The sequence below is a fragment of the Salinibacterium sp. 10G20-15 genome (genome assembly GCF_057365065.1).
In genome coordinates, this window is sequence record NZ_CP195118.1 from 50,754 (window position 1) to 70,562 (window position 19,809).

The 19,809-nt window shown below is 61.2% G+C and carries 23 protein-coding genes; 8 read left to right on the forward strand and 15 right to left on the reverse strand.

The window, feature by feature from the left end:
* Nucleotides 1-8: 8 nt before the first annotated feature.
* The gene (locus ACR3YK_RS00255) at nucleotides 9-593 is read right to left on the reverse strand and encodes a dihydrofolate reductase (protein ID WP_486175271.1); all 585 of its coding nucleotides are present in this window, start codon (nucleotides 591-593) and stop codon (nucleotides 9-11) included.
* Nucleotides 590-1,399 (reverse strand): thymidylate synthase, encoded by an 810-nt coding sequence (locus ACR3YK_RS00260; protein ID WP_486175272.1) that lies wholly within the window; start codon nucleotides 1,397-1,399, stop codon nucleotides 590-592. The genes ACR3YK_RS00255 and ACR3YK_RS00260 overlap by 4 nt, the downstream gene beginning before the upstream one ends.
* A gap of 98 nt (nucleotides 1,400-1,497) precedes the next feature.
* Here ACR3YK_RS00260 and ACR3YK_RS00265 point away from each other — a divergent pair, with 98 nt between their 5' ends.
* Complete coding sequence (locus ACR3YK_RS00265) at nucleotides 1,498-1,923, forward strand: OsmC family peroxiredoxin (RefSeq protein WP_486175273.1); 426 nt, start codon at nucleotides 1,498-1,500, stop codon at nucleotides 1,921-1,923.
* Nucleotides 1,924-1,925: 2 nt separating this feature from the next.
* On the forward strand, nucleotides 1,926-2,837 hold the full coding sequence (locus ACR3YK_RS00270; protein WP_486175274.1) for a TIGR01777 family oxidoreductase: 912 nt from the start codon (nucleotides 1,926-1,928) through the stop codon (nucleotides 2,835-2,837).
* Nucleotides 2,838-2,891: 54 nt separating this feature from the next.
* On the opposite strand, the gene ACR3YK_RS00275 is transcribed toward ACR3YK_RS00270, so the two are convergent.
* Nucleotides 2,892-3,341, reverse strand: coding sequence for a hypothetical protein (locus tag ACR3YK_RS00275; protein ID WP_486175275.1), 450 nt, complete (start codon nucleotides 3,339-3,341; stop codon nucleotides 2,892-2,894).
* Nucleotides 3,338-4,090, reverse strand: a complete 753-nt coding sequence (gene dapB, locus ACR3YK_RS00280; RefSeq protein ID WP_486175276.1) for a 4-hydroxy-tetrahydrodipicolinate reductase — start codon at nucleotides 4,088-4,090, stop codon at nucleotides 3,338-3,340. The genes ACR3YK_RS00275 and dapB overlap by 4 nt, the downstream gene beginning before the upstream one ends.
* Nucleotides 4,091-4,208: 118 nt before the next feature.
* Here dapB and ACR3YK_RS00285 point away from each other — a divergent pair, with 118 nt between their 5' ends.
* Entirely contained in the window at nucleotides 4,209-4,715 is a 507-nt protein-coding gene (locus ACR3YK_RS00285) for a GNAT family N-acetyltransferase (protein WP_486175277.1), read from the forward strand.
* A gap of 58 nt (nucleotides 4,716-4,773) precedes the next feature.
* Here the strand turns inward: ACR3YK_RS00285 and ACR3YK_RS00290 are convergent, their stop codons facing one another.
* Together ACR3YK_RS00290 and ACR3YK_RS00295 are read right to left on the reverse strand one after the other, a co-directional pair.
* Nucleotides 4,774-5,376: a histidine phosphatase family protein gene (locus ACR3YK_RS00290; RefSeq protein WP_486175278.1), complete on the reverse strand. Its 603-nt coding sequence runs from the start codon at nucleotides 5,374-5,376 to the stop codon at nucleotides 4,774-4,776.
* 18 nt (nucleotides 5,377-5,394) lie between these two features.
* On the reverse strand, nucleotides 5,395-6,765 hold the full coding sequence (locus tag ACR3YK_RS00295) for a M16 family metallopeptidase (RefSeq protein ID WP_486175279.1): 1,371 nt from the start codon (nucleotides 6,763-6,765) through the stop codon (nucleotides 5,395-5,397).
* Nucleotides 6,766-7,075: 310 nt separating this feature from the next.
* On the opposite strand from ACR3YK_RS00295, the gene ACR3YK_RS00300 reads away from it, so the two are divergent.
* The gene (locus ACR3YK_RS00300) at nucleotides 7,076-7,666 is read left to right on the forward strand and encodes a TetR/AcrR family transcriptional regulator (protein WP_486175280.1); all 591 of its coding nucleotides are present in this window, start codon (nucleotides 7,076-7,078) and stop codon (nucleotides 7,664-7,666) included.
* 57 nt (nucleotides 7,667-7,723) lie between these two features.
* Here the strand turns inward: ACR3YK_RS00300 and ACR3YK_RS00305 are convergent, their stop codons facing one another.
* Nucleotides 7,724-8,716 carry an aldo/keto reductase gene (locus tag ACR3YK_RS00305; RefSeq protein WP_486175281.1) on the reverse strand — a complete coding sequence of 331 codons (993 nt, stop codon included), beginning with the start codon at nucleotides 8,714-8,716 and terminating at the stop codon, nucleotides 7,724-7,726.
* 194 nt (nucleotides 8,717-8,910) lie between these two features.
* Between ACR3YK_RS00305 and ACR3YK_RS00310 the strand changes: the two genes are divergently transcribed.
* Entirely contained in the window at nucleotides 8,911-9,444 is a 534-nt protein-coding gene (locus ACR3YK_RS00310) for a YbhB/YbcL family Raf kinase inhibitor-like protein (protein WP_486175282.1), read from the forward strand.
* Between the two features lie 76 nt (nucleotides 9,445-9,520).
* Here ACR3YK_RS00310 and ACR3YK_RS00315 read toward each other — a convergent pair whose 3' ends face one another.
* Together ACR3YK_RS00315 and ACR3YK_RS00320 are read right to left on the reverse strand one after the other, a co-directional pair.
* The gene (locus ACR3YK_RS00315; protein ID WP_486175283.1) at nucleotides 9,521-9,706 is read right to left on the reverse strand and encodes a hypothetical protein; all 186 of its coding nucleotides are present in this window, start codon (nucleotides 9,704-9,706) and stop codon (nucleotides 9,521-9,523) included.
* 189 nt (nucleotides 9,707-9,895) lie between these two features.
* A complete protein-coding gene (locus tag ACR3YK_RS00320) occupies nucleotides 9,896-12,145 on the reverse strand; it encodes a polyribonucleotide nucleotidyltransferase (protein ID WP_486175284.1) in 2,250 nt (749 codons plus the stop codon).
* 320 nt (nucleotides 12,146-12,465) lie between these two features.
* Here ACR3YK_RS00320 and ACR3YK_RS00325 point away from each other — a divergent pair, with 320 nt between their 5' ends.
* The gene (locus ACR3YK_RS00325) at nucleotides 12,466-12,648 is read left to right on the forward strand and encodes a DUF5302 domain-containing protein (protein ID WP_486175285.1); all 183 of its coding nucleotides are present in this window, start codon (nucleotides 12,466-12,468) and stop codon (nucleotides 12,646-12,648) included.
* Between the two features lie 81 nt (nucleotides 12,649-12,729).
* Here the strand turns inward: ACR3YK_RS00325 and ACR3YK_RS00330 are convergent, their stop codons facing one another.
* The gene (locus ACR3YK_RS00330; protein WP_486175286.1) at nucleotides 12,730-13,362 is read right to left on the reverse strand and encodes an FMN reductase; all 633 of its coding nucleotides are present in this window, start codon (nucleotides 13,360-13,362) and stop codon (nucleotides 12,730-12,732) included.
* Between the two features lie 51 nt (nucleotides 13,363-13,413).
* Nucleotides 13,414-14,529, reverse strand: a complete 1,116-nt coding sequence (locus tag ACR3YK_RS00335) for an LLM class flavin-dependent oxidoreductase (protein ID WP_486175287.1) — start codon at nucleotides 14,527-14,529, stop codon at nucleotides 13,414-13,416.
* A gap of 207 nt (nucleotides 14,530-14,736) precedes the next feature.
* On the opposite strand from ACR3YK_RS00335, the gene ACR3YK_RS00340 reads away from it, so the two are divergent.
* Nucleotides 14,737-15,702 carry an alpha/beta hydrolase gene (locus ACR3YK_RS00340; RefSeq protein ID WP_486175288.1) on the forward strand — a complete coding sequence of 322 codons (966 nt, stop codon included), beginning with the start codon at nucleotides 14,737-14,739 and terminating at the stop codon, nucleotides 15,700-15,702.
* 108 nt (nucleotides 15,703-15,810) lie between these two features.
* Entirely contained in the window at nucleotides 15,811-16,818 is a 1,008-nt protein-coding gene (locus tag ACR3YK_RS00345; RefSeq protein WP_486175289.1) for a helix-turn-helix domain-containing protein, read from the forward strand.
* Between the two features lie 44 nt (nucleotides 16,819-16,862).
* On the opposite strand, the gene ACR3YK_RS00350 is transcribed toward ACR3YK_RS00345, so the two are convergent.
* The 4 genes from ACR3YK_RS00350 to ACR3YK_RS00365 form a co-directional block, all read right to left on the reverse strand.
* Complete coding sequence (locus ACR3YK_RS00350) at nucleotides 16,863-17,708, reverse strand: anti-sigma factor (RefSeq protein WP_486175290.1); 846 nt, start codon at nucleotides 17,706-17,708, stop codon at nucleotides 16,863-16,865.
* A complete protein-coding gene (locus tag ACR3YK_RS00355; RefSeq protein ID WP_486175291.1) occupies nucleotides 17,695-18,255 on the reverse strand; it encodes an RNA polymerase sigma factor in 561 nt (186 codons plus the stop codon). Before ACR3YK_RS00355 ends, ACR3YK_RS00350 begins: the two co-directional genes overlap by 14 nt.
* A 20-nt stretch (nucleotides 18,256-18,275) precedes the next feature.
* Nucleotides 18,276-18,884 carry a class F sortase gene (locus ACR3YK_RS00360; protein ID WP_486175292.1) on the reverse strand — a complete coding sequence of 203 codons (609 nt, stop codon included), beginning with the start codon at nucleotides 18,882-18,884 and terminating at the stop codon, nucleotides 18,276-18,278.
* 67 nt (nucleotides 18,885-18,951) lie between these two features.
* On the reverse strand, nucleotides 18,952-19,776 hold the full coding sequence (locus tag ACR3YK_RS00365; RefSeq protein ID WP_486175293.1) for a DUF4397 domain-containing protein: 825 nt from the start codon (nucleotides 19,774-19,776) through the stop codon (nucleotides 18,952-18,954).
* Nucleotides 19,777-19,809: the final 33 nt, after the last annotated feature.

The window sequence follows — 19,809 nt, forward strand, 5'->3', positions numbered from 1 at the left end:
CCTCTAGGCTACCGCTGCTGAGCCCGCTGATTCTCGTAACTCAGGAATCGGTAGCGAAGGGCGGTAGCTGAGGTGTGCCACTCATCGCTCGGATCGCTCGCGACAAGCATCCACTCGTCAGCTAGTTCGGGCGCCACTGTGTCGCCCTCAAACGTCTCGCAAATCTCGGTAACCTCGAGGCGATCGGCGCTGTCGAGCACCGACGCAAAGATCTCGGCGCCACCGATAACCCACACGGTGTCGACCGGCTTGCCGTGCCCACGATCGGTCAGGTTGGCATCCACTGCCGACGCGGATGCCGCAGCTAGGGCAATGGCAGACTCCACGGTGTGAGCAACCTCAGCTCCCGGCGCGTTCCACTCTTCTTGGCGCGTGACAACGATGTTGCGGCGACCGGGCAGCGGGCGGAATCGTGGAGGCAAAGAGTCCCACGTTTTGCGCCCCATGATGACGGGGCTGCCGAGCGTGAGTTCTTTGAAGTGAGCCAGGTCTTCGGGAAGATGCCACGGCATCGAACCGTTGTGGCCAATGATTCCGCCAGCGGACTGCGCCCAAATAAGCGCGACCGCGACAGGACGAGTCGCGTCACTCACACCGCGACCGGGGCTGTGATGGCGGGGTGGTGTTCGTAGCCGACGATCTCAAAGTCTTCGTAGACGTAGTCAAAGATACTCTTGGGTGCGCTCGTAATCTTCAGTTGTGGTGCAGCGTACGGCTCGCGAGTCAGCTGCTCGGTCACTTGCTCGACGTGGTTGTCGTAGATGTGACAATCGCCACCGGTCCAAACGAAGTCTCCCACCTCGAGCCCGGTCTGCTCCGCCACCATATGGGTGAGCAGCGCGTAGCTGGCAATGTTGAACGGAACGCCCAAGAAAAGGTCGGCGCTGCGCTGGTACAACTGGCACGACAACTTGCCATCGGCCACATAGAACTGGAAGAACGCGTGGCACGGCGCCAATGCCATGGTGGGAATGTCAGCGGGGTTCCACGCAGAGACGATCAACCGCCGAGAATCAGGGTTGGTCGTGATCTGCTCGATGACCTCAGAAATCTGGTCAATCTGTTCACCCGAGGGTGTTGGCCAGGAACGCCACTGCACCCCATAGACCGGGCCGAGCTCGCCCGCAGCATCCGCCCACTCGTTCCAGATCGTCACGCCGTTATCGCGCAACCACGACACGTTGCTCTCGCCGCGCAAGAACCACAACAACTCGTAGGCAATCGACTTGAAGTGAACACGCTTGGTCGTGATAAGCGGAAAACCCTCCGCGAGATTGAACCGCAATTGGCGACCGAACACACTGCGGGTGCCGGTGCCCGTGCGATCACCTTTCGTCACGCCGTGAGCGAGAGTGTCGCGCAGCAAGTCTTCATAGGGTGTTGCGATCGTGGTTGCCATCGCATCAATAGTACTGATGCGCGTCGCACTTCACACCGCTTTCTCACCACTCCCGTCACGCCAGCGCCTAGGGTTGGAAAACGACGAAAGGAACGGCAATGCCTGTAACGAGCGAAGCAACAACACTCTGGTTCGGAGACCTGTTTAGCGGCAAAGGAACAACGTCACTCGATTCCTCAGATGCTGCGGAATTCCCCGTGACGTGGGCTGCACGATCTGAGGGGCAAGAAGCAACGACCAACCCCGAGGAACTCCTCGGAGCCGCTCACGCCTCGTGTTTTGCCATGGCGTTCTCCAACGGACTAGCCGAGAACGGCACTCCCCCCGAGAGCCTGCAGGTCACTGCGGCTGTTACTTTTGATCCAGCGGCCGGCATCACCGGAAGCCACCTGCTGGTGAGCGCCAAAGTGGCGAATCTCAGCGACGACGACTTTCAGCGACTGGCGGCCGAAGCCAAAGATGGGTGCCCCGTATCGCGCGCCCTCACCGGCATCCCCATCACTCTCGAAGCGAGTTTGGCGTAGTCATGACTGACTCTGCGGCTGCACCCACCGTTTCTCGCGTCCTCGTTGCAGGCGCTTCCGGCTACATCGGCACTGAACTGGTGTCCCAGTTGGAGGCCGCGGGCTTCGACGTGTTGCGTCTTGTGCGCCGCGAACCGGAGGGTGCAGACGAATTCCGCTGGGACCCGAGCGCCGGCACGATTGATGATCGTTCGATTGAGCTGGCGGATGCCGTAATCAACCTCGCGGGAGCTTCCACGGGAAAGATCCCCTGGACCCCCGGCTACAAGCGCGAGATTCTGCGATCGCGCGTCGATGGAACCCGCGTGTTGGCCGAAGCGATTCGCCGAGCCATGACGCCACCGTCGGTGTTCTTGAGCGGTTCAGCAGTCGGCTTCTTCGGTAGCCGCCCCGGCGAAGTGCTCACCGACGAATCGAGCAAGGGCACTGGCTTCTTGAGCGATGTTGTCTACGCGTGGGAGCAGGCTGCTCGCCTCACTCCCCCGACAACACGACTCGTGATGTTCCGCACCGGAATTGTTGTGGGCAAGGGCGGAGCCTTCACTCCCCTGAACCTGCTGACCCGGTTCGGAGTGGGAAGTCGCCTGGGCAGTGGCGCTCAATACTGGCCGTGGATCAGCCTCCACGACGAAGCCGCCGCAATCGTTCACTTGCTGCGTACTGAATTCTCCGGAGTAGTCTCCCTGGTGGGCCCTACCCCGGCTACTGCCGAGACCGTCACTAAGACGCTCGCTCGCGCAATGGGAAAGCCGCACTGGTTCGCTGTGCCAAGCTTCGCCTTTCGGATGCTGGGCGACGCCGGCAAGGATCTCATTTTGGTCGACGAGAACGTTCAATCGCCCACTCTCGCGAGCACGGGCTTCACGTTCACCCACACCACCATCGAGCAGGCCATCGGCGCGTTCGTCGACTAGCGCGCGGCGCAACAGCTTTCTTCGTCTGCGGCGCCTTCATCGTCGATCAAGTGGTCAGCGCGGAGTTAAGCCGCGTGACAACGCAATAGCGCGACGGGTAGCCCAGCGCGCTCGACCCCGGTCACCAGCAGCGTCGTAGGCGAGGGCGAGGCGGAGCCAGGTGCGCCACGAGGTGGGCTCTGCCTCCGCCTCGGCGCGGTAGCGATCGAACGCACGATCGGTCGCGGCGGGGTCAGGACGACCACTCGGCAGAAGCTCAACAACCTCATCCGGCAACGCTCCCTCTTCCGTGAGAGTGGTGAGGAGACGTTCGGCTCGCACGATGAAGATGAGTTCCGCGGCAAGCGCCCAGAACCCGATGATGGGCAGCACGAGCAGTGCCCAGCCCATTACGTTCACGATGGGCTCGTCAGCACGGATCAGGATCGTTGAATAATTGATGACGAAGATCAGGTAGATGGTGAGCAGCGCCACCATCACGAGAGCGGCAATGCGAGTTTTCACTCGGAGGCCGCCCCTGCTGGGGAGAGATCGATGAGTTGGTCAAGGCCAACCGTGACTCCCTGAGCGGTGGGCACAGCGCGCAGTCCGAGCATGATGCCGGCTTCGTAGGAGTCTTGTGACATGGTGCGGTGGTCGACAGTGAGTACTTCACCGGGCCCGCCGAAGATGACCTGCTGGTGTGCAATCACTCCCGTCATGCGCAGGCTGTGCACGGGAATTCCGGCCACTTGCTCGCCGCGTGCCCGCTGGTCGACATGCGGGGCGAGCGCAGGACCACGTTCGCTGCGGGCGTCGGCCATAAGCTCTGCGGTGCGAACGGCGGTACCGGAGGGTGAGTCGACCTTGGCAGCGTGGTGGCCCTCGATGATCTCGATCGAGTCGAAGTAGCGAGCAGCCGATGCGGCAAACGACGTGGCAAGCGCCGAGCCAAGCGAGAAGTTGGGGATGATGACAACGCCGATCTCCGGGGTCTCGGTAAGCAGCGAGCGCAGCCCCTGAACGCGGTCCTCGCTCCAGCCGGAGGTGCCCACAAGAACGCTCTTGCCGTGGCGTACGGCGAAGTCGACAACGGAGGGCGAGACACTAGGTTCCGTGACATCCACCACGATGTCGGCAACGAGCATCTCGCTGAGCTCCGAACGCGAGTTGAGGGAGGCCACGAGCGAGAAGTCAGCGGATGCCTCTACGACGCCACTAATGTACTTGCCCATGCGACCGGTTGCGCCGACTACCGCTACTTTCGTTGTCATTGTTCAAATCTACCAATGCCGAGCGGCGTCGCAGACTCCCCTACGGCCGGCAAGGAAACACTCGAAGCGGCACGGCTACTGGGCAGCCGTTGCGCAACGCCGAGAGTACTGTGGTTGTGTGCCTCAGTTTCGTTCGCTTCCGGTCACGGATGCTCTCGCTTTCGAACTTCTCACCGAATACTTCAGCTATCGCGCTGAGACGTTCCCGACGCCCTCGGGATATGTCACGACGTTCCCGAGCGAGGAGCAGTTCACCGAACCTCAGGGTGTCTTTGTTGTGATCGAGCCTGACCGCGCCAACACCAACGGCAACGAAAGCAACGCCGACGGCGACGCTGCCGGCGGTGCTCTTGGCTGTGGCGGCATCCGCCAGCTCGAGCCCGGGCGCTTTGAGGTCAAGCACCTCTGGGTGCGGCCCGAAGGCCGTGGTGCAGGGCTCGGGCGTCAGCTGCTTAGTGAGCTGGAACGGCGTGCGCGCGCGTGGGGCGCCAAAGAACTCGTGCTCGACACCAACGAGAGTCTTGCCACTGCAGGCGGGCTGTACCGCTCAAGCGGCTTCGAGCCGTGCGCGCCCTACAACGACAATCCCAACGCCACCACCTGGTACCTCAAGCCGCTGGCCTAAGGCCCCTCCACCTCGGCAAGCGCACGCGCAGCCGCGTGCGCTCGCGCTTGCCGAGCAGCTAGTAAGGCTGCTCTGCCGGCATTCCCGTGCGCAACTCGACTGGCAAGTGACCGAGATCATTGTGATTGACAAGCACCGGTGGCTTTGTACTACGCACTCGGATGATCGTGAGCCCGCAATTGGCCTGGTTGAGACCGAGCCAGCGCCACTGATCGCCTCCCAGCACTTCGCGCACGAACCACGAGATTACGAAGTTGTGGGTAATGAGCAAGTCGTGTCGATCTTCGCGCGCCGGGGTGAGGAACTCTGCCACGGCATCCTCCATTTGTGCCTGACCGGCATCGATCTCTTCCGCCGTGACAGACCCGAAGAACGGCTCGAATGCGGCAGGCATATCGGGGGTTGGACCGCTGGGGATGCAGTCCATCAGTAGCGTCGTCGGCTGTGACTCGAGGGCGGGCATCCGCTCAGTCATGATCGCGGCAGTCTCAGCGGCGCGCTGAAGCGGAGAGTGAAACGCTCGAGTGAACGGTACGCCACTCAATCGCTCCGAAATCGCTTGTGCTTGGCGCACCCCTTTGCCCGAAAGCGGGCCGTCGGGCAAACCGTGCTCTGCATCTTGCTGCTCGCCGTGACGCACGAGGTACAAGTAATGGGCCATCATCATTCCTTCGTCGATCTAACTCTCGGCTACACTGCCGAGATCGATTCCCGAGAACATCTCTTCGTTCACTGCGCCCACCGCTGCGATGGAAAGGGGACGTGTCGAGAGTTCGTGAGCAAGTTCCTGGATGTCATCTGCCGTGACCGCTGTTATCCGCGCAATCGAAGCATCCAAGTCTACGAACTCGCCGAGGGTGAGCTCGCTGCGGCCGAGTCGCGACATTCGCGAGTCGGAGTCTTCGAGGGCGAGCGCGGATGCTCCGCGCAATTGACCGACTGCGCGACTAATTTCTTCGTCCGTGACGGGGGCGGTGCCGAGCTTGTGGAATTCCTGGAGCATCAGTTCCGTTACCTGGCTCACCTTGGCAGGAAAACAACCTGCATAGATGCCGAACGCCCCGGCGTCGGAGTAGCTCGGCGAAAAGGAGTAGACAGAATAAGCGAGGCCGCGCTTTTCGCGAACCTCTTGGAAAAGCCTCGACGACATGCCACTGCCCAGAATGGAGTTCAACACCGTCATTGTGGCTCGCCGACTATCAGTGGCAGAGATCCCCTCAACGCCAGCCATGATGTTGGCCTGCTCGATGGGGCGCTTTGTAACGTGCAATTGCTGGCCGGGAGTCAGTACCGTGGAGCGCGTGTCCGAGGAGAACTCGCGGCGTGCCACGGGAGTCGCCTCGGTGGCGAGGTCCCAACCAGCAGCGACCAGACACGAAGAAATGGCCGCAACTAGGTCGTCGTGATCGACCGCACCTGCGACTGTGATGACGAGGTCTTGGGGACGATAGTTGGCCTGGTAGTGATCCCACACGGCGTCGCGCGAAATGGCATTAATGGTCTCGGGATTTCCCCCAATGGGCCGACCGAGTGGATGCGCACCAAAGACAGCTTCGAAGTAACGCTCGCTCGCGACATCGGTCGGGTCGTCATCCGCCATCGCCAGTTCTTCAAGAATCACCCCGCGCTCGTTGGCGAACTCAGTCGGATCGATGAGGCTTGACGTGAGCATGTCACCGATTACCTCGATTGCCATAGGCAAGTCGATATCTTGCACTTTGGCGTAGTAGCAGGTGTATTCCTTAGCCGTCATGGCGTTGTGTTCGCCGCCGACAGCATCGAAACTCACCGCGATATCGAGAGCCGTGCGTGTAGCGGTGCCTTTGAAGAGTAGGTGTTCAAGGAAGTGCGTTGCGCCGTATGTCTCGGGATGTTCGTCTCGCGAACCCGCCGCCACCCAGTAGCCGACTGTCGCGCTGCGCGCCCCCGGCACTTGCTCGCTCAAGATGCGCACACCGCTCGGCAAAACAGTTCTACGAACGAGACTGTCGCCGGTTGCAGTGAACGACAGTTCGGGAAGGTCAAGAGGAAGAATCACAGCGTCGCTCATCACCTATGAGCCTACGTCATTACTCCTGCTCAGGCAGAGTCCGCGAAGAACCTCCCCTCAGCAGTCCCCCAAACTGGGGTATAAAAATGAGGACAGACAGACTTGTCTGTATGTCCTCATGTGCTAGTGTTCTTTGTAGGCACCCGAAGCCGACAACCCATCACCGGGACCCGAACCCGGTGATGTAAACCTGCGAACTGGACCCGAACCAGTTCGTGAAAATAAACCGCATCGCTTGAACCCGAAATCTTGCGATGCACACAGTGGGGAAAGTTCCTGATCCGAACCTCCACGGAAGGAGTGCGCTGCGATGGTATTTGAGACACCAGAGACCGCGCAGCGCGCTCCGGCCAAAGGCCGCATCCTCGAGACGGCCAACACACTCTTCTATCAAGACGGCATTCTGAACGTCGGCGTAGACCGCATCATCGCTCAGTCGAGCGTGACCAAGGCCACGTTCTACAAGCACTACCGCTCAAAAGACAACCTCATCCTCGAGTACGTCAAGAGCCGTCGCGCTGCCGTAGAAGCCGAGACGCAGTCGATCATCGACAACGCCGCCTCGCCCCACGACGCCGTTCTCGGCCTGCTCGAGTCAGTCGCCGCCGAACTCACTAAATCAGACTTCCGCGGCTGCCCATTTTTGAACGTGGTCGCAGAGTTCCCCGATCCGACGCACCCCGTCCGCGTGCTCATCGCTGATCACCGCGACTGGTACAACGAATCGCTCTACGAACTCATGCGTGCCGCTGAGCACCCCTTTGCCGGTGACGCCGCTGATGAACTTATGCTCGCAAAAGATGGCGCCCTCGCGGGCGGCTACGCCGGGGACACCATCGCTGCCGGCGCCGCCATGGCGCGCGTTGTCAAACGAGTACTCGCCGAAGCTGTCACGGTCTAACGCAGCAGCGGTAACGCGTCACGCTGCTCGATACGAGGTCAGTGAAGCGCGCTCTTTCTAGTAGCTAGAAACCCGATCGAGCTCGGCGGACTGGTGTCGAGTCAACTGAACTCGAGCTGCCGCGATCAAATCAGGCACGTGCTCCGCGCGACTAGCGCTCACTACGGGCGCCACCACACCAGGCTTATTCAACAACCACGCGAGCGCGATCGTCGCTACACGCTCATCGTGCTCTTCAGCAACTTCATCGAGAGCGTTCAAAACCTTAATTCCGCGACGACGCAAGTACTGCGCAGCGTCGTGACCGCGAGAGCTGCGAACAAGGTCTGCACGCTGACGGTACTTGCCGCTCAAGAAACCGCTGGCCAATGCAAAACGCGGCATAACGCCTAGGCCTTGAATCGCCGCTACATGAGCGATCCCCGTTTCATACTCTTGACGGTGCAGAAGGTTGTAACGGGCTTGCACAGCGACCATGGGGGCAACACCCATCTGGCCGCAGGCGATGCGCGCTTGAATAAGCCGATTGCCGGTGTGATCTGAGCCGCCAAAGTAGCGCACTTTTCCCTGACCGATCAATTCATCAACGGCGAGCAAGGTCTCTTCGAAATCAACCGATTCATCGTCAACGTGTAGGTACAGCAGGTCGATGTGTGTGGTATCCAAGCGCGCGAGCGAGGCATCCACAGAACGCTTGATCGCTGCGGCATCCATACCGGGATTGTCCCGGCTCTTACCCACTTTGGTAGCAACCACGATCTGATCGCGATTACGCCGGGTGCGCATCCACTTGCCGATCATGAGTTCGCTGCGACCCGAGGCGTACGAGTCGGCCGTGTCAATGAAATTTCCTCCCCCGTCGGCGAAGGTATTCAAGATGGCGGTGGTCGCCGCGTCATCTGCCGTCCATCCAAAGATGTTCCCGCTGAGGGCGAGTGGCAAAACGCGAAGGTCAGAAGAACCGATGACTCGGGTTGAAAAGTGCTGCCCAGTAACTGGGCGCACGCGAGTGGAACCGGGCAGTGATCGCGTCGGGTGCACTTGCGTCATAACGGCCTCCCACAAGGCTTTTGCCCAGAATATGCCGACATTCGGAACAATACGGGGAGGACAGACAGATCGTTACTAGTCCGTGTCGAAATGACTCATCTTTTCCTCTGGTGCAGCCCGGCACGGTGTCGGCGTCACGTCATTCTCGCCATAATGGCCACAGTTCCATTTCAGCAAGCGAGAGGATCGACGCCGTGAATGACCCCAACTGGAAACTGCCCGAAGTACCGTCGTTCACCCTAGAGAGCCCTGACTTTCAACCCGGCGGTGAACTGCCAACCTTCGCGCGCTCCGGCATCGCAAATGCGGGAGGCGAAGATCGCTCCCCCACTCTCCACTGGCACGGCTTTCCCTCGGGAACGAAGAGCTTCGTGCTCACCGTTTTCGATCCGGATGCGCCCACCGGTAGCGGTTGGTGGCACTGGGCTGTCTACAACATTCCCGCGTCGGTGGAATCGCTCCCCCAGGATGCTGGAAACCCGAAGTCGCAACTCCTGCCGCATGGTGCAATTACCGTGGCCAACGAACTTCGTCTGGAAGCATTTCAGGGCGCTGCGCCGCCGGCCGGCCACGGCCCCCATCGCTACATCTTTACGGTGAGCGCGCTCAACATTGAACGCCTCGACCTCCCCGAGGGAAGCACTCCCGCCATGCTGGGATTTGTTCTCCGCGACCACGTCGTCGCCCGAGCGCAGCTCACCGGGTATTCAAGCACCGAAGCCGAGTAACGGCTCAGAGTTTTGCGGGCACGATAAGCACCCGCATCGGGTATGCGGGTGATCAGAAGAACGCAGCGGGTTCTGCCTAGGTATTACGGCGATAGTAGTGGGGAACGCGTTCGTAGCCTCGGTTGCGCATCTTCGCGATAACCACGCTGACGATCACGACCACAACGACAATTCCGAGGGCTACCCAGAGGTACCATGCGGTCTCGAGCCACAGGAGCATATCGCTCATGAAGGCATCAAAAGGTGTAGTGATTCGGGTCACTCGCTCAGGATAGCGCCAAGAGCCTCGGGTAGCGGGACCCCAACGAAGGGCAGACTGAGGTGACTACCCCCGAATTTGCTGTGTTAGCGGAAAGAAATTTTCACGCCCGACACAGAAGCGGAACGTTAACGAATTAGCGCCCATCCTCACCGAGGATGGGCGCTAATTACGACCAGCGTTTAGCGGGACTTAGCTTTCGTCGGCGGGAACTGCTGCGTCAGCGTCAGCCTCGTCGATAACGGGGGCGAGCGAAAGCTTGCCACGGTCATCAATCTTGGTGATCTCCACCTGAATCTTCTGGCCGACTCCGAGTACGTCTTCGACGTTCTCGACACGCTTGCCACCGGCAAGCTTGCGAACCTCAGAGATGTGCAGCAGTCCGTCTTTGCCCGGCGTGAGCGATATGAAGGCACCGAAGGTAGCGATCTTGACGACCGTACCCAAGAAGCGTTCGCCAACCTCAGGGTTGAGCGGGTTAGCGATGGCGTTGACCGCCGCGCGTGCTGCCTCGGCAGAAGGACCATCGACAGCGCCGATGTAGACCGTTCCGTCATCCTCAATCGAGATGTCGGCTCCGGTGTCATCCTGAATCTGGTTGATGTTCTTGCCCTTGGGCCCGATGAGCTCACCGATCTTGTCGATCGGAATCTGAACCGAAATCACGCGAGGAGCCGTGGGGGCCATCTCGTCGGGAGCGTCGATTGCAGCGTTGATCACCGAAAGAATCGCGGTACGCGCTTCCTTTGCCTGCTTGAGTGCACCGTCGAGAACTGACGACGGCAGCCCAGCGAGCTTGGTGTCGAGCTGGATAGCGGTGATGAACTCACTCGTACCGGCAACCTTGAAGTCCATGTCACCGAGTGCGTCTTCAGCGCCGAGGATGTCGGTAAGGGCCGCGTAACGCGTCTCGCCGTTGACCTCGTCGGAGATGAGCCCCATGGCGATACCGGCGACGGGTGCACGCAGCGGCACACCAGCGTTCAGCAGCGACAGAGTCGAAGCACAGACGGAACCCATCGACGTCGAACCGTTGGAACCGAGAGCCTCGGATACCTGGCGGATGGCGTAAGGGAAGTCTTCACGAGCAGGAAGCACCGGTGCGATAGCGCGCTCGGCGAGGAAGCCGTGCCCGATCTCGCGACGCTTCGGGCTGCCAACGCGACCGGTCTCACCAGTCGAGTAGGGCGGGAAGTTGTAGTGGTGCATGTAGCGCTTCTTGGTCACTGGTGCCAGTGAGTCAATCTGCTGCTCCATCTTGAGCATGTTCAGCGTGGTAACACCCAAGATCTGAGTCTCGCCGCGCTGGAAGATAGCCGAACCGTGAACGCGAGGGATAACCTCGACCTCAGCGTCGAGCGCACGAATGTCGCTCAAGCCACGGCCGTCGATACGGACGCCCTCGGTGAGTACACGGGTACGCATGACCTTCTTGCTGACGGCCTTGTACGCTCCGCCAACCATGCCGAGCACGTCTTCGCTGAGTTCTTCTGCGTCAACCTTGGACTGAACCTCAGCCTTGACTCGAGCCTTAAGCTCGTCGTCAGCGGTCTGGCGCTCGATCTTGTCAGCAATCTTGTAGACGTCGCGAAGCTCAGCTTCAGCGATTTCACTGATCACGTTGTACGCCTGGTCGGAGTACGGCGGGAAGAGCTTGAACTCGGCAACAGGCTTAGCGGCCTTGTTAGCGACCTCAAGCTGAGCCTTGATGAGCTGCTTGAGGAACGGCTTCGATGCTTCGAGGCCCTGAGCCACAACGGCCTCGTCGGGCTTCGTGGCGCCTGCCTTGATGAGCTCCCAGCTGTTTTCGGTAGCTTCTGCTTCCACCATCATGATGGCAATGTCTTCTTCACCCTGGTCGTTGGTGACCATGCGGCCAGCAACGGTGAGGTCGAAAACAGCGTCAGCGAGCTGGCTGTGCTTCGGGAAGGCAACCCACTGGTTGTCGATCAGAGCCAAGCGGATGCCGGCAACCGGACCATAGAACGGAAGTCCCGAGATCTGGGTGCTAAGCGATGCGGCGTTAATCGAGAGTGCGTCGTAGAACTCGTCCGGAGCGATGCTCAGAACGGTGATGACGATCTGAACTTCGTTGCGGAGGCCCTCAACGAAGGTCGGACGCATCGGACGGTCAATGAGACGGCAAACGAGAATCGCTTCCGTCGAGGGACGACCCTCGCGGCGAAAGAAGCTTCCGGGGATTTTACCGGCAGCGTATGAACGCTCTTCGACATCCACCGTGAGCGGGAAGAAGTCGAAGCCCTCACGCGGGTGCTTACCCGCGCTCGTGGCGCTCAAGATCATGGTTTCTTCGTCGAGGTACGCGGCAACGGCACCCTGTGCCTGCTGAGCGAGTCGACCGGTTTCGAAGCGCACGGTGCGCTTGCCGAACTTGCCGTTATCGAGAACGGTTTCGGCGAATGTAATTTCTGGACCCTCCATGCGGGGGTTTCTCCTTTGTTTTACGTCGCGCACCCGTGTGGTGTGCGACTCGTCAAGGAGCAGGAGCGGGCAGAAGGACGCTTGGTTCACGCGCATGCCTAGAGTGGCGGCGCGTGTCTGGCCAACAGTAGAAAGCCTCCGAACGACTCGGAAAATTACCACCGGTGACCAGCTTCTTGCCAGCCTGCTCCGATTGTTGCCCCACTACTACGTGGACAACTGCTCTCAATCGTAGCACCGGGGGTATGGGAAGCCCTAGAGATTGGCGCGCGACACGGCTTCGGCGCCAAACACCGCGCAGGTGGCCTACGCTGACGAGTATGGAACCCACAGAAGAAGCACGCTCTGCGAGCGAAGAGAACAAGCGCAGGTTCCGCGAGGCGCTTGATCGCAAGCACGGCAAAGAAACATCACGCCCAGGACATTTGGATGCCGAATCGGCTATCCACGGCACTCAGGACCGCGCCGATCACAAGCGCGACTTCCGCCGCAAGACGGGGTAAAGCAAACGATGCGACCGCTGCCGCCCGGCGGGACCGGCGGGGATGCACCCCGCGGAGTTCGCCGAGCAGCGCGGCTAGCTCTTAGTGCGCTCCGAAGCTGCCGACGGGGCTAAAGCCCTCCGGCAGCGCAAAGGGATCGACAACTCGACTTGAACGATCGGAGACCGCGGCGAGCGCCGCGAGTTCTCCCGCTGCCCGCGCGATTCGAGCCGGAAGAGTGCTGGACGCAGTACCTGAACCGCTTCCCCAGTCCGCGGATGCCGCATAGACGCCGGTTGGCACAGCCACGGCATGCAGGTAGCTGAAGAGCGGTCGCATCGCGTAGTCGATCGCGAGGGTATGACGATCTGTTCCACCGGTCGCTCCGAGCAGCACCGGCAGATCCGTCAAAGCTTGCGGGTCAAGCACGTCGATGAATGACTTGAACAGCCCGCTGTAGCTCGTCGTGAAGATGGGCGTGACGGCAATAAGCCCGTCGGCGCCGGTGACAGCGGCGATCGCTTCGTCGAGCTTGGTGCTCGGGAAGCCCGTGAGCAGGTTGTTCGTCACGTCGTGCGCGAGGTCGCGCAGCTCAATGACGGTCACTTCGGCTTCGATACCGCGGTCACGCAGGTCGGTGACGGTTGCTTCGGTGAGTCGGTCGGCGAGTAGTCGGGTGGACGATGGCTGGCTGAGGCCAGCGGCGATGACGGCAATCTTCTTGACGTCGGACATGATGGGCTTCTTTCTGGGGAGCTAGTGGAGTGGAGCGAGACGGTAGCGAAGCTAGACGGTTGCGGGGGCGTCGGCCGCGGCGGTGGCGAGAGCCGCATCGCGCTTGGCGACGAGCGAAGCGTGAGTGGGGGCATCCGGAACCTCAGCGGGACGATTGGTGGCGAACTCCTTGCGCAGGACGGGAACGACCTCTTCCCCGAGAATGTCGAGCTGCTCGAGAACGGTCTTGAGCGGCAGTCCAGCGTGGTCCATGAGGAAGAGCTGGCGCTGGTAGTCGCCGAAGTGCTCGCGCATGCCGGCGTACTTGTCGATGACCTCTTGTGGGCTGCCCACGGCGAGCGGCGTCTGGTCGGTGAAGTCCTCCATCGAGGGTCCGTGGCCATACACGGGAGCATTGTCGAAGTACGGGCGGAACTCTGCCTTGGCCGCCTGTGAGTTGCTGCGCATGAAGGCTTGACCGCCGAGACCCACAATGGCCTGCGCCGCGGTGCCGTGGCCGTAGTGCTCGAAGCGCTGACGGTAGTAGCTCACGAGACGCATGTAGTGCTCTTTGGGCCAGAAGATGTTGTTGGCAAAGAAGCCGTCGCCGTAATACGCGGCCTGCTCAGCGATCTCGGGACTGCGGATCGAACCGTGCCAGACAAAGGGAGGCACGTCATCCAAGGGTCGCGGCGTCGATTGGAAGCCCTGCAGCGGAGTGCGGTACTTGCCCTCCCAATTCACGAACTCTTCACGCCACAGCTTGTGCAGCAGCGAGTAGTTTTCGATGGCGAGCGGGATGCCTTCGCGAATGTCTTTGCCAAACCACGGGTACACCGGCCCCGTGTTGCCGCGGCCCATCATAAGGTCGGCGCGACCAGCGGAGAGGTGCTGAAGCATCGCGTAATCTTCGGCGATCTTTACGGGGTCGTTGGTTGTGATGAGCGTTGTGCTGGTCGAGAGGATGAGTTTCTCGGTCTGAGCTGCGATATACGCGAGTGTCGTGGTGGGGCTTGAGGAGAAGAACGGAGGGTTGTGGTGCTCCCCCAGGGCGAAGACATCGAGCCCGACTTCTTCCGCTTTCTTGGCGATGGTCACGGTGGCCTTGATGCGCTCCGCCTCGGTGGGCGTTGTGCCAGTGGTCGGGTCAGTCGTGATGTCGCTGACGGTGAAAATTCCGAACTGCATGGTGTGCTCCGGTCTCCCAAAATCTGTCTGGATGAATCAGTTATTCCGTTCAACCACCCTGTTTCCCGATAATTCCGGAGCCGTACCGCCACATGGCGGTTAACGTGCAGGCATCGTGGAATGGGTGGCGGTACTCGCGCAGTGCCGCAACGCTCTAGCGTAGAGGCAGGCCGTCACACCGCTGTGGCGCAAACCGATGGAGACCCCATGAGTGCATCTGAGTTTCATCCCGCTCCCCCGTTCGATGTGGAGCTAGCTGCGGCGCTCGCGATCATCAACGAGCAAGAGCCTTCGACCATTACCCCCGACATGATCCAGCCACGGCGGGCCGCGCCCACCCTGTCGCTCGAGGAGATTCTCGCTGGTCGAAAGATAACTCATCGCGAGGAAACCTTCGCGGGCCCCGGTGGGGATTTGCTCGTCTCACTCTTCCAACGCAACGATCACAGCGCTGCCGGAGTCGGCGTTGTGCATACCCACGGCGGTGGAATGATCTTCGGCGACCGCTTCAGCGGTATCGAGACAATGCTCGACTGGGTCGAAGAGTTGGATGCCGTGGTGGTATCCGTCGAATACCGGCTGGCTCCCGAGCATCCGGACCCCGCTCCCGTCGAGGACTGCTACGCCGCTCTCGTGTGGACGGCGGAAAACGCAGCACGGCTCGGCATCGACGCGAAAAAGCTCGTCATCGCGGGCGGTAGCGCGGGCGGTGGGCTTGCCGCCGGAACGGCACTACTGGCGCGCGACCGTCAAGGCCCTCCTCTCGCCGCCCAAATGCTGATCTATCCGATGCTCGACGACCGCAATAACACCGTGTCGAGCTATCAGATCGACGGCAAGGGCATTTGGGATCGCGGCAGCAATGACACCGGCTGGGATGCCCTGCTTGGCGACCGCCGCAAGACAGACGACGTCTCGATCTATGCGGCTCCCTCGCGAGCGACAGACCTCAGCAATCTCCCTCCGGCGTTCATCGATGTGGGCACTGCAGAAGTGTTCCGCGACGAAGACGTTGCGTATGCCTCCACGATTTGGGCGTCAGGTGGAGACTGCGAACTGCACGTCTGGCCCGGCGGCTTTCATGCCTACGACGTACTGGCTCCGTTCGCGGCGCTATCGGTCGCCACGCAAGACGCACGACTCAGCTGGTTGCGCCGCACGCTCGGCCTCTAATCATCTGCCGGCAGACCCCGCTTCACTGTGGTTCGAGCCCTACCGCGACTGTCTGTTCTCGCAGGGCCGCAATAGAGTAGGGCTCGAACCACAGAGGGCGGAACGAGAATGCAAGAACTAGCTGGACGTTTGAAGGCGCTCGACCCCGAGGCCAGCGAAACCTTGCGGGTGATCTCATACTTCGACGCGTTGACCGCCGGTCATGCCAACGCCGAGGTTCTTGTTCGCGGCGCGAGCATGCTAGCCGGATGCCCCGCCGGGGTGGCCTCGCCGTCTCTCAGCCTGCGAGTCGACGAACGTGGACGCCGCAGTGCCGATCCTGGCTCCCCCGCTTCGTGGCCGGCCCGAAGCCTTACCGGTGGAGGGACGGTCTGGATCGAACGCGACGGGGGCGCTCACGCGAACGACGACATGATTCTCGAGCGTGTCGCGCTCGCCCTCAGCATCCTCTTCGAACGTACCGGCCCTGCCGAAGCACTACGCAGCCCCGTCGAGACCCTTCTCGACCCCGCCGAAACCGTTGAACACCGCCAAGCCGCAGCCCACACTGTGCACTTGGTGGGCACTACGCGCTACCGCGTGATCACTCAGCCAGCAAACACCACGACAGCAGCTGCGGGCCCTGCTGCCGTAATGACAACGGTCGCTGGCGCCGTTCGCGCCGAAATCGTGCTCAGTACGGATGCCGTGGCAGCAGAGCGCGCCGGCATCGGCATCGCGGCCTCCCCCGCCGATTTGGTGCGCTCGTGGCTTTCGGCGCTCACCGCGCTACGCCTGACCTCCGATCATGAGCCCGTGTTGTACGGGGATGATCTTGGTTCGTTGTTGTTGCTCGCCGAGATCAGCCCAGCGGGAGCTCCCGAGAATTGCGACCTCCAGTCCCTCGGCGTCGTGATTCGTGAGACCCCACGCATCGTGCCCATGCTCGACACTCTGGCCGCGAGCGAGAGCCTTCGCGCAGCAGCGGCGACCCTCCGTTTTCACCACTCGACGGTGCAGTCGCGGGCAGAAGAGTTAAGCGCGAAACTCGGCTTTGATGTGCGCACGTCGCGCGGTCGCACCCGGCTCTCCGTAGCTCTGGCGCTTCACCGGCTCGAGACCACGCACTTCGACTAATCGGAGTTCGGGCTCACGCCGACAGTGCACAGCAGCCGCGTTCGCTAGGCCTCGGTGGAAAGCTGACCGCGCACGATGGAGTCACCGGAGTGAGCCGGGTTTCCGTCAAACTGTTCCTCAGAGATGTCCACGAGGTCATAACTTGACATATCGAGGCCGTCGGGAACCGTGAACTGGCCTGAGGTGCCTTCGACGATTCCGAGGCTGACGAGAGCCGTGGCATCCGTCGTGATCAACCAGACTTCACGGTAGCCACCGTCGGTCGCGGGAGCATCAAAGGTGACGTCGATCACGCGGGTACCGTCAGGCAGCTGCTCGAGCTTGGCTTCACCCGTGGAATCTGGCCAGGCAGGGAAGGCGTCGAGCGTTGCGCTTGCGAGGACGGTCGGTTGTTCAGCAGGACTGAAAGTGGCCCACAGCGCGGTACCGGCGCTCGCGACCAGGGCGACGGCGGCCGCTGCAGCAACGAAACCGATCCACGGACGGCGACGGCGCTCGGCAAGAGAGTGCACAGTGCCACTTTCCGCGACGCTCGTTGCGGTTGACTCCTCTACCGCAATATCGTCGCGTTCGTCGCGTTCGACGCGCTTCTGGGCCAGTTCGTCGCTGGGCACCGCGTCGTCAGCATCGCCAACGGCGGGGGCGGATGTCGCCTTTGCGTCATCTGCCGTCAGCGCCAGCTCGTCGCTGATGCGATCCCAGACGCGCGAGGGAGCTTCGAGCAGCTCACCGGCATCGAAAGTGGAACGACCAATCATTGCAGCACGCGCAAGGATCTCGATCTCGCGGCGGCACTGGTCACATTCGCTCACGTGCACACTGTCTTCGGGGAGGGCAACTTGCTCGCCCAGGGCGAGCAGCGCAAGGACCTCAGGATCAACGTGTCGCATAGGTCGCCTCCAATCGTGTTCGCATCCGTTGCAGACTGCGCCGGATATGGCTCTTGACCGTGCCTAAAGGTAGTTCGAGACGGTCGGCTATTTGGTTGTGGGTGAGATCGTCGAAAAACGCTAATCGCATGATCGCTTGAGCATCCGGCTCAAGGCGAGAGATCTCGTCGGCAACCATCAGGGTGTCGGCCAAGTCGAAGTCTTCCACGACAGCCTCCCCCCGCGAAGTTGTTGACGCCAGTTCTTCTTGAAGGCGGCGAATTCGCGCTCGAGCTTCGTGAGTGTCGGCGATCTTGTTCTTGGTGATTCCGACGAGCCACGCCGACAGGCTCGATCGTTCAGGCTTGAAACTCGAGCGCCCGGTCCAGGCTGAGACGAAGACTTTTTGAGTGACGTCTTCTGCATCGCCGCGATCGCCGAGCGAACGAACTGCCAGTGTGAAGACGAGCGATGACCATCGCTTATATACCTCCGCGAGCGCCGCTTCGTCGCCCGCGATGAACGCCTGCGTCATGCGGGCTTCGTCTGCGGCTTCCTCGTTCGTCATAGCTCTCCGGTTGAGGGTGTTCATAGCGGGTTAGCAATCGCTATGACGTTGTCAGAATAGTTCAAGACGTTCTCGTCGAATTGTCCCCCACACGTGATGAGCACAATTCGTGGTGCTCCGTCGCGGTCGAAGACCTGGTCAAGAGGCAGTTGTTTCTTCTCGATGTTCTGCACGGATTCGAGAACGTAGCGGTGATCGACGCCGTCATCTGTTGTCACGATGATTTCGGCATCCGCTGGCATCTCTGTGAGATAGGCGAAGGGGCCAAGGCCCTGCTCGAAGTCGTCGACATGGGCGGTGATTACGGTCGAACCGGTGTCACTGGCGGGTGAGGGACCGTAGCGGTACCAGCCGGCGACGCGAATGTCTTCGGGGATCTGCATGAGACCGTCATCCTCGACTCCGACCGGTGTGATCGGGATGTCGATGGAGACGGAAGGAACTTGGATGCGAACCGGGGCAGCAAGCTGCTCTACCGGCGCAAGTTCGCTCGACTGGCGGGGCACATCGATCGCCGCGGTCGGCGGCGGGGACGGCACGGGTGTCGGGGCGATGGATTCTGCGGGGGCTGCAGCACAGCCAGCAAGGAGAAGCGCCATGACCGAAAGGGCTAGGGTTCTCGGGGCCATGACGTTCTCCTTGCTGGGGTGTGTGCGTGCTGGTCGTGCGGGTCGTGCTGTGGAGGTTGTGCTGTGACTACTTCGCTGCGCGGGCGGCGGAGAGTCGGGTTGCGGCGAATCCTGCGAGAGCAAGGAGTGCTGCGAGGCCACCGAGACCGGCGACGAGGATGCCGTTGTCGTTGTCGGCGGCGAGTCCTGCAGTTCCGGCGTCTACTCCGCCGGGGTTCGAGTGGAGACCGTCAATGGTCTGCACGGCGAGGGTGAGGTTATCGTTGTCGGCACTACCCCAGGCGTACACGATCGTGTTGACACCTTCGGCGATTTCAACGTCGGCCGGGCCAATGACGGGGTCAGTGGTTCCGGTGAGAGCAACGGCGGCGGAGATCGTTCCGACTGCAAGGTCAGCCTTCACTTCGTCGGGGTTGCTCAAGTTTTCGAAGGCAACTGCGTCGTTGGCGAGTACATCAACAGCAGGGGCTGCCGCGGTGTGGCGCACCGTCAAACGGCCCTCACCGGCAGCGACCGTAGAGAGGTCGTTGGTGAAGAGGCTGGCCGTGGGGTCACCCGACTCGTCGAGGTGGGCGACTGCGGTGTAGCTCGTGTTCGCTTCGAGGGTGAGGTCGATCGGGCCGATTGCGGGCTCCGAGTCGTCTTCTGCGTCCGCGGCGGTAATTGCCACGGTGTAAGTGTCGGCCGGAAGGTCGAGCGGGCCAGCGAGGTCGCCGGACTCGAAGTCATCGAGAGTAAGTTCACCGTTCACGTAGACGTCAACGGTGAGGTCCGGCACAGCGTGCAGAACGTACAGGTCGGCGGTGGTGTCTGAAATGGCGTTGGCGGGGATAGCGACTCCGACGGCGGCAATCGCTCCGGCGGCTACACCGGCAAAAATTTTGTTTCGCACTGTTCTTGTCCTCTCATGGTCGGGCGTAAATCG

Bases quoted from the DNA above. Each gene is read 5' to 3' on its own strand.
- ACR3YK_RS00260 (WP_486175272.1), bottom strand. From the start codon at position 1,399: ATGGCAACCACGATCGCAACACCCTATGAAGACTTGCTGCGCGACACT.
- ACR3YK_RS00265 (WP_486175273.1), top strand. From the start codon at position 1,498: ATGCCTGTAACGAGCGAAGCAACAACACTCTGGTTCGGAGACCTGTTT.
- ACR3YK_RS00270 (WP_486175274.1), top strand. From the start codon at position 1,926: ATGACTGACTCTGCGGCTGCACCCACCGTTTCTCGCGTCCTCGTTGCA.
- dapB (WP_486175276.1), bottom strand. From the start codon at position 4,090: ATGACAACGAAAGTAGCGGTAGTCGGCGCAACCGGTCGCATGGGCAAG.
- ACR3YK_RS00290 (WP_486175278.1), bottom strand. From the start codon at position 5,376: ATGGCCCATTACTTGTACCTCGTGCGTCACGGCGAGCAGCAAGATGCA.
- ACR3YK_RS00295 (WP_486175279.1), bottom strand. From the start codon at position 6,765: ATGAGCGACGCTGTGATTCTTCCTCTTGACCTTCCCGAACTGTCGTTC.
- ACR3YK_RS00300 (WP_486175280.1), top strand. From the start codon at position 7,076: ATGGTATTTGAGACACCAGAGACCGCGCAGCGCGCTCCGGCCAAAGGC.
- ACR3YK_RS00305 (WP_486175281.1), bottom strand. From the start codon at position 8,716: ATGACGCAAGTGCACCCGACGCGATCACTGCCCGGTTCCACTCGCGTG.
- ACR3YK_RS00320 (WP_486175284.1), bottom strand. From the start codon at position 12,145: ATGGAGGGTCCAGAAATTACATTCGCCGAAACCGTTCTCGATAACGGC.
- ACR3YK_RS00325 (WP_486175285.1), top strand. From the start codon at position 12,466: ATGGAACCCACAGAAGAAGCACGCTCTGCGAGCGAAGAGAACAAGCGC.
- ACR3YK_RS00330 (WP_486175286.1), bottom strand. From the start codon at position 13,362: ATGTCCGACGTCAAGAAGATTGCCGTCATCGCCGCTGGCCTCAGCCAG.
- ACR3YK_RS00335 (WP_486175287.1), bottom strand. From the start codon at position 14,529: ATGCAGTTCGGAATTTTCACCGTCAGCGACATCACGACTGACCCGACC.
- ACR3YK_RS00340 (WP_486175288.1), top strand. From the start codon at position 14,737: ATGAGTGCATCTGAGTTTCATCCCGCTCCCCCGTTCGATGTGGAGCTA.
- ACR3YK_RS00345 (WP_486175289.1), top strand. From the start codon at position 15,811: ATGCAAGAACTAGCTGGACGTTTGAAGGCGCTCGACCCCGAGGCCAGC.
- ACR3YK_RS00350 (WP_486175290.1), bottom strand. From the start codon at position 17,708: ATGCGACACGTTGATCCTGAGGTCCTTGCGCTGCTCGCCCTGGGCGAG.
- ACR3YK_RS00355 (WP_486175291.1), bottom strand. From the start codon at position 18,255: ATGACGAACGAGGAAGCCGCAGACGAAGCCCGCATGACGCAGGCGTTC.
- ACR3YK_RS00360 (WP_486175292.1), bottom strand. From the start codon at position 18,884: ATGGCCCCGAGAACCCTAGCCCTTTCGGTCATGGCGCTTCTCCTTGCT.